At 72.0% G+C, this 11503-nt stretch carries 11 protein-coding genes; 6 read left to right on the top strand and 5 right to left on the bottom strand.

The window, feature by feature from the left end:
- The first annotated feature begins 169 nt into the window (after positions 1-169).
- The 4 genes from srp19 to K933_RS11060 all read left to right on the top strand — a co-directional run bounded on the left by srp19 (position 170) and on the right by K933_RS11060 (position 2650).
- A complete protein-coding gene (gene srp19 / locus K933_RS11075; RefSeq protein WP_023394826.1) occupies positions 170-451 on the top strand; it encodes a signal recognition particle subunit SRP19 in 282 nt (93 codons plus the stop codon).
- A 12-nt stretch (positions 452-463) separates the two neighbouring features.
- A complete protein-coding gene (locus K933_RS11070; protein WP_023394825.1) occupies positions 464-694 on the top strand; it encodes an H/ACA ribonucleoprotein complex subunit GAR1 in 231 nt (76 codons plus the stop codon).
- A 186-nt stretch (positions 695-880) separates the two neighbouring features.
- Complete coding sequence (gene gatB, locus K933_RS11065; protein ID WP_023394824.1) at positions 881-2398, top strand: Asp-tRNA(Asn)/Glu-tRNA(Gln) amidotransferase subunit GatB; 1518 nt, start codon at positions 881-883, stop codon at positions 2396-2398.
- Between the two features lie 36 nt (positions 2399-2434).
- A complete protein-coding gene (locus K933_RS11060; protein WP_049947806.1) occupies positions 2435-2650 on the top strand; it encodes a hypothetical protein in 216 nt (71 codons plus the stop codon).
- A gap of 42 nt (positions 2651-2692) precedes the next feature.
- Here the strand turns inward: K933_RS11060 and K933_RS11055 are convergent, their stop codons facing one another.
- Genes K933_RS11055 through K933_RS11045 form a run of 3 tightly spaced genes read right to left on the bottom strand, consistent with a single transcriptional unit; the run spans position 2693 to position 6059 of the window.
- Positions 2693-3841: an ABC transporter permease gene (locus K933_RS11055; RefSeq protein ID WP_023394822.1), complete on the bottom strand. Its 1149-nt coding sequence runs from the start codon at positions 3839-3841 to the stop codon at positions 2693-2695.
- Positions 3838-4536, bottom strand: coding sequence for an ABC transporter ATP-binding protein (locus K933_RS11050; RefSeq protein ID WP_049947804.1), 699 nt, complete (start codon positions 4534-4536; stop codon positions 3838-3840). Before K933_RS11050 ends, K933_RS11055 begins: the two co-directional genes overlap by 4 nt.
- Positions 4521-6059: a hypothetical protein gene (locus K933_RS11045; RefSeq protein WP_023394820.1), complete on the bottom strand. Its 1539-nt coding sequence runs from the start codon at positions 6057-6059 to the stop codon at positions 4521-4523. The genes K933_RS11050 and K933_RS11045 overlap by 16 nt, the downstream gene beginning before the upstream one ends.
- A gap of 313 nt (positions 6060-6372) precedes the next feature.
- On the opposite strand from K933_RS11045, the gene K933_RS11040 reads away from it, so the two are divergent.
- On the top strand, positions 6373-7755 hold the full coding sequence (locus tag K933_RS11040; RefSeq protein ID WP_023394819.1) for a M20/M25/M40 family metallo-hydrolase: 1383 nt from the start codon (positions 6373-6375) through the stop codon (positions 7753-7755).
- A 110-nt stretch (positions 7756-7865) separates the two neighbouring features.
- Entirely contained in the window at positions 7866-9728 is a 1863-nt protein-coding gene (locus tag K933_RS11035; RefSeq protein ID WP_023394818.1) for an alpha/beta hydrolase family protein, read from the top strand.
- 54 nt (positions 9729-9782) lie between these two features.
- Here K933_RS11035 and K933_RS11030 read toward each other — a convergent pair whose 3' ends face one another.
- On the bottom strand, positions 9783-10535 hold the full coding sequence (locus tag K933_RS11030) for a class I SAM-dependent methyltransferase (protein WP_023394817.1): 753 nt from the start codon (positions 10533-10535) through the stop codon (positions 9783-9785).
- Positions 10536-10620: 85 nt separating this feature from the next.
- Positions 10621-11364: a creatininase family protein gene (locus tag K933_RS11025; protein WP_023394816.1), complete on the bottom strand. Its 744-nt coding sequence runs from the start codon at positions 11362-11364 to the stop codon at positions 10621-10623.
- Between the last annotated feature and the right edge of the window lie 139 nt (positions 11365-11503).

Below are 11503 nucleotides of genomic sequence, written 5' to 3'. Positions count from 1 at the left end.
GGTCGCGCTGGCGGCGCTCGCGGCGAGCGGCCTGCTCGCGCGGCGGCGGGAGCCGTAGACGCCCGCCCCGCCGAGGAGCAGCCACGCGACCCCGACTCGGGTCGCGCGACCGCCCACGCGGCCGACGGCACATAGCACCCTTTTTCCGCGCGGGACGCGCCCCCTCGGTATGGTCGAGAACGTCCTCTGGCCCGCGTACTTCGACGCGGCGCTGTCGCGCGCGGAGGGGCGGCGCATCCCGCTGGAGATGGCCGTCTCCGAGCCGACGGTCGACGAGATCGCGAAGGCCGTCCAGCAGGTGGGCTACGACGCCAAGATAGAGCGCGACGTGGGCTACTCCCGCGAGTACGAGGCCCGCGGGCGCGTGCTCGTGACCGGCACCGAGGAGACCGCGAAGAACGACCTGGTGCAGGCGGTCGGCGCCTACCTCGGGATCGTGCGCGGGGACTGACGGGGTGGCGAGATGAGACGCGTCGGCGAGGTGGTCCGGACCGCGGGCGGGGTGGCGGTGGTGCGCGTCCCCGAGGGGGACGACCCCGCCGACGTCGGGACCGAGACGCTCGACGACTCGCTGACGACCGTCGGCCGCGTGGTCGACGTGTTCGGACCCGTCGACCGGCCGTACGTCGCTGTCAGCCCGGTCGACCGCGACGCCCTCCCGTCGCTGCTCGGCGCGACGCTGTACGCGCGGTAGCTACGGCGTCCGACCCGCTCGCTCGACTCCGCTCCCGCCCCCGCTCGGACCGCCCGCCGCGCGGTCACGCCGCCGGTCGTACTCGGCGTGTGCCTCGCCCAGTTCGAGCGGCGGCCCGCGCCCGCGAGCGGGACGCGCTGAACCGCTCCGTTAGCCTTTACCTCCGGCGTCTCGAAGCCGGCGGCAATGGCACGAACAGCCGAGCGGGCCGACCTCACGCCCGTCATCGGGTTGGAGGTCCACGTCCAACTCGAGACGGACACGAAGGTCTTCTGCGGGTGTTCGACCGACCCCGCCGACGACGAGGCCCCCAACACGCGCGTCTGCCCCGTCTGTCTCGGGCTACCCGGCGCGCTCCCCGTCCTCAACGAGGCGGCGGTCGAGGCGGCGGTGAAGGTGGGGAAGGCGCTCGACGCCGACATCCCCGAGGAGACCCGGTTCCACCGGAAGAACTACTACTACCCCGACCTGCCGAAGAACTTCCAGATCACCCAGTACGACGCGCCGCTGTGCGCCGACGGCACGCTGGAGTTCTCCCACGAGGGCGAGCGTCGCGAGGTGCGGGTCCGCCGCGCCCACCTGGAGGAGGACCCCGGTAGCCTCCGGCACGTCCGCGAGGGGACCCAGGATCTGGACGTGCGGACGACGTCGGTCGACCGCGCGGACTACTCGCTGGTCGACTACAACCGCGCGGGCACGCCGCTGATGGAGGTGGTGACCGAACCCGACTTCCGCGACCCGAGCGAGGTGCGCGCCTTCCTCGAGAAACTGGAGGAGGTGCTGGAGTACCTCGGCGTGTTCGACGCCGCCCGCGACGGCAGCCTCCGGATCGACGCCAACCTCTCGATGGTCGACGCCGCCGAGTTCGACGCCGACGGCGGCGTCTCCGACGACGTACTCGCCGAGGCCAACCGGACGGAGGTGAAGAACATCTCCAGTCACCGCGGCGCGGAGGACGCGTTGAGCTACGAGCGGAGCCGTCAGGAGAACCTGATCGAGCGGGGGAAGGCGGTCGCTCAGGAGACGCGCCACTTCAACGAGACGCACGGCAACACCGTCTCGATGCGGTCGAAGGAGACCGAGGAGGACTACCGCTACTTCCGGGAGGCCGACCTCCCGCCGCTGCAGGTGTCCGACTGGAAAGAGCGGATCGCGATCCCCGAACTCCCGGACGCCCGCCGCGAGCGCTTCCGCGAGGAGTACGGACTCGACGCCGAGTCGGCGAGCAAGCTCACCTCCCGGAAGGCGGTCGCCGACTTCTACGAGGAGGTCGCGGAGGCGTTCGACCCCGACCTCGCGGCGACGTGGGTCGCGGACAACCTGCTCGGCGAACTCAACTACCGCGACGTCCCCATCGAGGACGTGACCGACAGGCTCGACGAGTTCACGCGGCTGGTCGAACTCGTCGCCGCCGACGAGGTGACGACGAAGAACGCCGAGGAGACCGTCCTCCGGACGATGCTCGACGAGGGGGTCGGTCCCGACGAGGTGATCGAACGCGAGGGGCTGGGGAAGGCGGACGACGACGCCGTCGCCGACGCGGTCCGCGAGGCAATCGAGGAGAACCCCGACGCCGTCAAGGACTACCACGCCGGCGAGGGCGGCGCGCTCAACTTCCTCGTCGGACAGGTGATGGCCAAGACCGGCGGGAGCGCCGACCCCGGAACCGTCAACGAGCGGCTGCGCGCGGAACTCGACGGGTAGCCGTCCCGATTCGGGTCCCGAGTGATCCCGATACCGATGCTCGTCTCCGGGCTGGTCCTCCTCGCGGTCGGCATTGCGACGACCGTCTCCTTCGACGCCTCCTCCGACGTTCTGCCGCTGTACAGTCGAGAGCCGCCCGACGAGGGGGATCGGGGTGTGGAGCGTCGGACTCGGCGGAGCGTCGGACTCGGCGGAGCGGCGGTGGCGGCGTTCGGTGCGGTCTCGGTCTACGGCGCGTTCGCGTACGCGTGAGTCGTCCCGCCCGCGGGCGACGGGGTCCCGACGCCCGCCCCTCTACCCCCGCAGGGAGTCGACGGGTCTGTCGTTCGCGGCCTTCCACGCGGGGTAGAGACCGCTCAGCAGGCTCGCGACCACCGCGAACAGGAACCCGTACAGCAGGTAGCGCGAACTGCTCCACGCGAGGACCTGCGTCGCGTCGTCCGCGAGCACGTCGAACATGAGCAGACCGACGCCGAGCGAGAGGAGCGCGCCGACCAGCCCGCCGATCACCCCGAGCAGGAGCGCCTCGGTCAGGATCATCCGGAGCACCTCCCCCCGGCGGATCCCCACGGCGCGGAGGACGCCGATCTCGCCGCGGCGTTCGATGGTGCTCATCAACATCACGTTGAGGATGGCGACGCTCGCGACCACCAGCGAGATGGAGCCGATGCCGAGGAGTGCGAGGTTGAGCGTGTTGAGGAACGACCCGACCTGCTGTTGGATGTCGCCGAAGTTCGTGACGCTCAACACCTCCTCGTCGCCGGGGTTGAACCGCGCTTCGATCGCGTCGGACACCGCCGTGGCCTCCTCGCCGCCGTCCGTGAGGATCGTGACCGAGTCGTAGTACTCCTGGTCGCGGAGCGCCGACAGCGGCAACACCAGCGTGCTCCCACCGCTGCCGAACCCGCCCTGCTGGGACTCGATGATCCCCCGGACCCGGTAGAGTTGGCCGTCGTACTCGACGGGGTCGCCGAGTTCCAGCCCGAGGCGGGTCGCGGTGGCGTTGCCGATCAGCGCGCCCGACTGGAGCCGTTCGGGCGCCTCACCCCGCCACACCTCGTACATCGCGCTCGCGTTGGTCAGCGCGGTCACGCTCACGCTCACCTCGTCGCCGTTCCGGGCCGTGAGCCGCGTGAAGTTCGACTTCTGGGGGACCACGGTGGCGTCGCCCGAGACGCTCCGTATCCCCTCCACTTGGTCGTCGGTCAGCCCGTCGGTGTCGCTGTCCTCGCCCGTCGACACCGTCACCTGGTTGCCGATGCTCCCCAGGTCGGCGGTCGCCTGCTGTTGGATCGCGGCGCCCGCCATCCCGAGTGACGCGATGGCGACCACGCCGATGACGATACCCAGCGCCGCGAGCCCGGTCCGGACCTTGTTCCGGCCGAGGTTGCGCCACGCCATCAGCGCGCTGGGGAACCGCCAGAGCCACTCGGCGACGCTCACGGCTCCGCCTCCCGTCCCTGGATGACGCCGTCGACGATCCGGACCACGCGGTCGGTGTAGTCGAGCACCTGGTCGTCGTGGGTCACCACCACGATGGCGACGCCCTCCTCCTCTTTCAGCCGGGTCAGCTCTTCGAGGATGAGCCGCCCGGTCTCCTGGTCGAGGTTGCCCGTCGGCTCGTCGGCCAACACGACGGCGGGCTCGTTGATCAGCGCGCGCGCGATGGCGACCCGCTGCTGTTGGCCGCCCGAGAGCTGTTTCGGCGTGTGGTCGAGGCGGTCGCTCAGCCCCACCCGGCGGAGCAGGTCGACCGCCCGGTCGTGACGGTCGACCGACGTGTCCCACATCGACGGGAGTTCGACGTTCTCGGTCGCCGTCAGCATCGGCAGGAGGTGGAAGTCCTGGAAGACGAACCCGATGCCCGACCGGCGCTCCTCGGTCAACTCGTCTTCGGTGAACTCGCTCACGTTCCGGCCGTGGTGGGAGACCGTCCCCTCGGTCGGGGTGTCGAGCAGGCCGATGATGTTGAGCATCGTGCTCTTGCCGGAGCCGGAGGGTCCGATCACCGTCACCATCTCGCCGCGGTCGACGTGGAAGTCGACGCCGTCGAGCGCCGCTATCTCCTCCTCGCCGCTCCGGTAGCGCTTGACCACGTCCTCCAGTTCGATGACATGCGCGCTCACTGACTGCGCCATCGGTAGACCCCGAACCCGACGACCGCGACCACTACGAGGACGACGCCGATGGGGAGCAGCGGGAGACCGCCCGACCCGCCCGACCCCTCGGACCCGCTCGCCGCCGCGGGACCGGCCGCGGCGCCCGACTCGCCGGGACCGCCCGCGCCCGCCCCCGCCACCGCGGCGCCGCCGCTCACGTCGACGCTGACGACCCGCGAGAGCCGTTCGCCGTCTGCCGTGTAGCTGATCCGCACGGGGAGGCTGTCGACGTTCGTGGCGTTGGCGCTCGTGCTCGCGGACAGTTCGAACGTGGCGAACTCGCTCGACTCGATAGTGCCGACGAAGTACTCGCCGTTGGGCGAGGTGGGTGAGACGCCGTCGCGGTTCGGGACGCTGAGCAGCACCGAGTCGGCGTCGGCGGTGCCGAGGTTGGCGACGTCGCCGCTCAGCGACAGCGACGACCCGAAGCCCGACACCTCGACGCCGGTCAGCGTGACGTTGGCGGTCTCGCTCGGCGAGTAGTCGAGCGTCGTCTCGGTGCTCTGCCGGTCGCCCGCGGCGGTGTACTCGGCGCGGACGGTCACCTCGCCCGCGGGGATGTCGTTGCCGTCGAGTGTCGCCGTCCGGGTGCCCTCCTCGGGCACGTCCCCGACGAGCGTGCGGGCGACGGTTTCGCCGTCGACGACGGCGCTGACCCGCACGTCGCGGAGTTCGACGTTGCCGTACTCGGTCAGGGCGGCGCGGACGGTCGGCGAGCCGTTGATCGTGCTCGCGGCGGCGCTCAGTTCCGCGTCGACGTCCGCCGCCTCGACGTCGGTCGTCACCTCGCGGGTGACCGTGCGCGTGCTCCCCTGGTCGGTCTTGTACGTCAGCGTGGCGTCGAGGGTTCCCTCGCCCGTCTCGGGGAAGGTCACGTCGTACGTGTAGGTGACCTGTCGGCCCGCGGCGAGCGAGGCGTTGACCCGCTCGGGGTTCGTCACGTCGGCGTCGCCGCCGAGTTCCAGCCGGACGTTCGAGAGCGCGCCCGCGTCGCCGTTCGAGACGGTCACGTTGACGCCGCTCTCCTCGCCGGCGACGGGGTCGAGGTCCGCAAAGGAGACCACCGCCTCGTCGGGTTCCTCGACGTCGACGAACAGCGGGTAGCTCACGCGGGTGTAGTCGCCCGCCGAGTCTTGGACCACCGCGTAGACGGTCAGCCGCTCGCGGCCGGCGTCGTCGATGGTGGCCGTCACCGGGACGGTCAGCGAACTCCCGGCGGCGACCGACCCCAGATTCTTCGCGCGCGCGTACTCGGTGCCGTCGGCGCCGCGGACGAACACGTTCGTGACCTCGACGGTGCCGGCGCTGCTCTCGAGGTTGGCCACGTCGACCGACAGCGTGAACGGTTCGCCGGGCGCGGGCTGGTCGACCGAGGCGTTCACCGACCGGATGGCGACGTCCGTCTGGACGGCGCCGACCGTGACCGCGACGGTCGCCACCGACGCGAGCAACACCACCGCGAGCAGCACCGCGCCGGCGCCGCGTCTCGGGCTACCGCTCATCTGCGCCCCCGCGAGCCGTCGCGGTCGTCCGTCTCCGCGAGCCATCGCGGTCGTCCGTCCCCGCGGGCGTCGGGACGACGAGTCGATCGGAGGGCTGTCGTCGTCGAGTTCGTCGTCGTCGTCTCACGACCCATACCGCGTCGCCCGGGGTCTTATTCCCTTCCCGACTCCCGCGCGAGCGTCACCACGTTCCACGTTGGGCCGTGCCGCCGCCGCGAGCCGAGTGGCCGGCCGCCGTCGCCCGTCGGCGCTCGCGTGACCCCGACCGGGCGCCCCCGCAAGGACGAAGCACCCCGGTCCCGAGGGGTGTTCCATGCCCACGAGTCCCGACGCGAGCGCGGCCGACGCCGTCGTCGCCGAACGGTTCGACGGCTACCGCGAGTCGCTGTTCGACCTGCTGCGCCTGCGGACGGTGAGCGCGACCGGCGAGGGGATGGCCGACGGCGCCGACGCGGTCCGCGCGTTCTTCGAGACGTACGGTTTCGACGCCCGCAGCGTCGAGACCGACCGCTACCCGCTGGTGTACGCCGAGCGACTCGCGGCCGACCCGGCGGCCGCCCCGACGGTCATCTTCTACGGCCACTACGACGTCCAGCCGGCCGAACAGCCCGACGAGTGGGAGACGCCCGCGTTCGAGCCGACGGTCCGCGACGGCGCCGTCTACGCCCGCGGCGCGGGCGACAACAAGGGGCAGTTCGCCGCCCACGCGTTCGCGGTCGACGCGCTCTCGCGGGCGGACGCGCTCCCCGACGTGAACGTGAAAGCGCTGGTCGAGGGGGGCGAGGAGAGCGGGAGCCGGGGGTTACGCGAGTACCTCGACGGCGGCGCGCCCGAGGTGGCGGACGCCGACCTCGTGTACGTCGCCGACGGTCCCCAGCACCGCTCGGGACGGCCGACGCTCGCGTACGGCAACCGCGGCGTGCTCTCGTTTCAACTGGACCTCCGGACCGCGGACGCCGACCTCCACTCGGGCAACTTCGGCGGGCCGGTGCCGAACGCGGCGACCGAACTCGTCGAGATAGTCGGGTCGATGGTCGACGGCGACGAGGTCACGGTCGACGGCTTCCACGACGGCATCGAGGTGAGCGACGCCGACCGCGACCTCGTCGCGCGGCTCCCCGACGACGGAGACGCGGTCCGCGAGGAACTCGGGCTCACCCACCTCGCGACCGAGAAGCCGTACTACGAGCGGCTGTTCCTCGAACCGACGCTCACGGTCAACGGTCTCGACGCGGGCTATCAGGGCGAGGGCGGCAAGACGGTCATCCCCCACCGGGCGACCGCGAAGTGCGACTGCCGGCTCGTCCCCGGCCAGGACGGCGACCGGGTGTTCGAGCGGGTCCGCGAACACGTCGCCGGCGTCCACCCCGACGCCGAGGTGACGATGGGGTCGACGTTCCCGCCGGCGAAGACGCCCGTCGACGCGCCCGCGGCCGCGCCGGTCCGGGAGGCGCTCGCCGCGGTGTGGGACGCCGACCCGGTCGAACTCCCGGTGCTCGGCGGGTCGCTCCCCGCCGCGTTCTTCCGCGAGGTCGAGGCGCTGTCGGACGTGCCCGTGCTGGTCGTCCCGTACGCCAACCCGGACCAGGGGAACCACTCGCCGAACGAACACCTCTCGTTGACGCACCTCGAGAACGGGATCCGCACGACCGCGGCGTTCCTCGACCGGTTCGCCGACGCGGACCTCGACGCGTAGACGCCGACCGCGGAGGGGCGACGAGCCACGCGTCGGCGGGTTGTTCCCCGTCCGGGGTCGGTCTCGCCGGGTGGCCAACCCTTTAGCCCCGAGCGGGCGCGCGTGCGGACGTGACACAGACCGACACCGAGTACGGCGTGGCGCGCTACCTCGCCGTCGAACACGTCGACTCGCCGGCGTTCACGCCCGACGGCCGCCTCCTCTTTCTCGCGGACACGTCGGGGACGCCGCAGGTGTGGACCGCCGACGCGGCGGGCGCGTGGCCCGAGCGGCTCACCCCTCACGAGGAACGGGTCTCCGTCGTCGCGGCGTCGCCGACGGACGAGCGGTTCGTCTTCGGGATGGACCGCGGGAGCGACGAGCGCGACCAACTGTTCCGCTACGACCTCGACACGGGCGCGGAGACGCCGCTGACCGACGACCCCGACTCCATCCACGCGTGGGGGGCGTGGGGACCCGACGGCGACCGGGTCGCGTACGCCGCCAACCGCGAGGCCGACGCCCGGTTCGACGTCTACGTCCAGCGCGTGGGCGACGCCGACTCGGACCCGGGCGACCCCGAACGCGTCCACGAGGGACCCGGCGGCTGGCTCGGCGTCGAGGCGTTCGGACCCGCGGGGCGACGGCTCGCGCTGTCGAAGCCCCACGCGAGTTCCGACGTGGAACTGTCGCTGCTCGACTTGGAGTCGGGGGAGACCCGGACGCTCTCGGACGACGAAGCGGCGGCCTACTCGCACGTCCAGTTCGACGGCGACGGCGGCCTCTACTGCGTGACCGACCACGGGCGGGACACCGCCTACGTCGGCCGGTTCGACCTCGACTCGGGCGACCTCACCCCCGTGGCGGGCGACGCCGACGGGGGCGACGCGACGGGCGAACCCGGGACGGACGCGTGGAGCGTCGACGCGTTCGCGTACGACCGCGACACCGGCCGCGCGGTGTTCGCGTACAACGAGGGGGGGTACTCGTCGGTCGCGGCGGGCACGCTCGACGGCACCGAGTTCGCGGCGGCCGACGCGCCCGCGGTCGACGGCATCGCGGCGGGGTTCGCCTTCGGTCCCGACGCCGAGCGGGTCGCGTACACCCACACCGCGCCCGCGGAGCCGTACGGCGTCCGCGTCTGCGAGTTCGGCGAGCGCGAGGCGACCGACTGGACGCCCGTCGGGACGAACGGCGTCCCGCGGGAGTCGTTCCGCGCCCCCGAGACCGTCAGCTACGAGACGTTCGACGGCCGCGAGATACCCGCCTACTGGACGCTCCCGGCCGGGGTCGACCCGGACGACGCCGACGAGGCTGTCCCCGCCATCGTCGACATCCACGGCGGTCCCGAACACCAGCGGCGGCCGTGGTTCTACCCGACCAAGCAGTTCTTCTTGAACCGCGGGTACGCGGTGTTGGAGCCGAACGTCCGGGGGTCGTCGGGGTACGGCCGGGCGTACGCCGCCCTCGACGACGTGGACAACCGGATGGACTCGGTCGCCGACGTCGCCGCCGGCGTCGAGTGGCTGGCCGACCGGCCGGCGGTCGACGACGACCGGGTCGTGGCGTACGGCCGGTCGTACGGCGGGTTCATGGTGCTCGCGGCCATCACGGAGTACCCCGACCTGTGGGCGGCCGCCGTCGACTTCGTCGGCATCGCCGACTTCACCACCTTCTTGGAGAACACGGGCGAGTGGCGCCGCAGTCACCGCGAGGCCGAGTACGGCTCGCTCGACGACGACTACGAGTTGCTGAAGGAGATATCCCCGCTCAGCCACATCGACCGGGTCCGGTGTCCGCTGTTCGTCCAACACGGCGCGAACGACCCCCGGGTGCCCGTGGGCGAGGCCGAGCAGGTGGTCGAGGCGGTCCGCGAGCGGGGCGTTCCGGTCGAGAAACTCGTCTTCGACGACGAGGGCCACCACACCACCTCCCGCGAGAACCTCATCGAGGAGTTCGAGCGCATCGCCGGGTTCCTCGACGAACACGTCTGAATTCCGGTCGCGTTCCCCTCGACGGGGCCGCCCCGCATGCGTCCCGGGCGCCGCTCACTCCGCCTTCTCCAGCGTCCACACCTGCGTGCGGTCGTCCGCGCCGAGGGGACGGCCGTCGAAGCCGCCCGCGACCGAGGCGGACGCGAACGGCGACCCGTCTGCGAGCAGTCGGACGAGCCGTCTCGGGAGCATCGCGATTTCGTGCGCCTCGCGGCGGACCGTCTCGCCCGCGGCGGTCCGGAGCTCCGTCTCGACGGTGAACAGTTGCTCCGCGTGGTCCGTCACCCGCGTCCGCGAGCGGACCCGGTACTCGCGGCCGTCGTACTCGACGGACTCCTCGCGCCACTCGCCGTACGTCTCACGTATCACGTCGAACCGCGGGACGAACACGTCGAAGACGAAGCGGCCGCCCGGCGAGAGCGCGCCGTGAGCGCCCGCGAGCGTCGCCCGCAGGTCGGCGAGCGTCGTCGCGTGTTGGATGGCGTTGAACGGGCAGACGACGAGGCCGTACGTCCGGTCGACCGTCGGGTCCCGCATGTCGCTCTCGCGCACCGACGGCGACAGCCCCGCCGCGCGCGCCTTCGCCCGCAGGCGGTCGAGCGAGTCGGGGTCGACGTCCACCCCGTCGACGTCGACGCCCGCCCGCAGGAGTTCGAGGTGGACCCGGCCGGTGCCGCAGGCGAGTTCGAGCGTCGGGCCGTCGGCCTCCCGGGCGCGTTCGACGTAGAACGGGACGTCGCCTCGCTCCGCGTCCGCGTGCTGGAGGTCGTACAGTTCCGGCTGGCTGGGATGCGCGCCGTCGACCATGCCGACGCGTCGCGGTCGGGCGGGGTAAGCCCTGGGTGGGCGCGTCACTCCGCCGCACGCCCGTGCCACCGACCGCGCCACACGCTCACCACCCCTCGTCGATGTCGCTCCGTAGCGCGTCGAGGATGCGTGCGGTGGTGTCCTCTACGATCCCCTCCATCGCCTCGGGGTCGGAGTTGGTCGGGTCGCCCAGCCCGCCCTGCTCGGTCACGTCACCGAAGTAGGTGTACGACCGGGTCTCGGGCCGGTCCTTGACGGTCTGTGGCTCCTTCTTCTCCTCGCGCACGAGGTCCGGGCGGAACAGTTCGATCACGCTGGTCTCGTGGTCGCCGGCGTGACCCCACCCCTCGCCGAACTCCTCGCGCAACTGCTCGCGCGCGAAGTTCGTCCAGTGGACGACGTGGGCCGTGAGGTCGGTGTCGCGGTTGAGTCGGTCGGCCGCGAGGCTGAGCGCCTGTCTGTTGCCGCCGTGGCAGTTGAGGAAGACGACCCGCTCGACGTCGTGGGCCGCGAGCGACCGCCCCACGTCGATCAGGACGCCCTTGTACGTGTCCTGCGAGAGCGTCACCGTCCCGGGGAACGTCATGTGGTGTTCGGAGTCGCCGAACGGCAGCGCCGGCAGGCGAACCAGCGAGAGGTCGTGGTCGGCCGCCGCCTCGACGAGTTCCGCGCTCAGGTGGTCCGCCCGGAGCGTGTCGACGGACAGCGGCAGGTGCGTCGAGTGTTGTTCGAGACTCCCCGTCGGGAGCACCGCGGCGTCGGCGTCGGGCAACGCCTCGCCGGCGTCCTCCCACGTCATCGTGAACAGGTCGGCGTCCGTCTCGGGCATACGCGAGGGGAGCGCTCGGCGGGCAAAACCCTCGGGGTACCGGCACCGATCCGCCGTTCCCGTCGGACTCGCCGACCGGGCGACGGCCGACCCGCCCGCGCGTGACCGGGCGCACGCCGGTCGGAGCCGGCGCGACGGT

It is taken from the genome of Candidatus Halobonum tyrrellensis G22 (genome assembly GCF_000495475.1).
Classification (GTDB): Archaea; Halobacteriota; Halobacteria; order Halobacteriales; family Haloferacaceae; genus Halobonum; species Halobonum tyrrellense.
Note: the sequence above shows the minus strand (reverse complement) of the source record. Positions and strands in the feature narration are given on the sequence as shown.

Excerpts from the sequence above, each read along its gene's own strand:
- srp19 (WP_023394826.1), top strand. The coding sequence starts at position 170 with ATGGTCGAGAACGTCCTCTGGCCCGCGTACTTCGACGCGGCGCTGTCG.
- K933_RS11070 (WP_023394825.1), top strand. The coding sequence starts at position 464 with ATGAGACGCGTCGGCGAGGTGGTCCGGACCGCGGGCGGGGTGGCGGTG.
- gatB (WP_023394824.1), top strand. The coding sequence starts at position 881 with ATGGCACGAACAGCCGAGCGGGCCGACCTCACGCCCGTCATCGGGTTG.
- K933_RS11060 (WP_049947806.1), top strand. The coding sequence starts at position 2,435 with ATGCTCGTCTCCGGGCTGGTCCTCCTCGCGGTCGGCATTGCGACGACC.
- K933_RS11050 (WP_049947804.1), bottom strand. The coding sequence starts at position 4,536 with ATGGCGCAGTCAGTGAGCGCGCATGTCATCGAACTGGAGGACGTGGTC.
- K933_RS11045 (WP_023394820.1), bottom strand. The coding sequence starts at position 6,059 with ATGAGCGGTAGCCCGAGACGCGGCGCCGGCGCGGTGCTGCTCGCGGTG.
- K933_RS11040 (WP_023394819.1), top strand. The coding sequence starts at position 6,373 with ATGCCCACGAGTCCCGACGCGAGCGCGGCCGACGCCGTCGTCGCCGAA.
- K933_RS11030 (WP_023394817.1), bottom strand. The coding sequence starts at position 10,535 with ATGGTCGACGGCGCGCATCCCAGCCAGCCGGAACTGTACGACCTCCAG.
- K933_RS11025 (WP_023394816.1), bottom strand. The coding sequence starts at position 11,364 with ATGCCCGAGACGGACGCCGACCTGTTCACGATGACGTGGGAGGACGCC.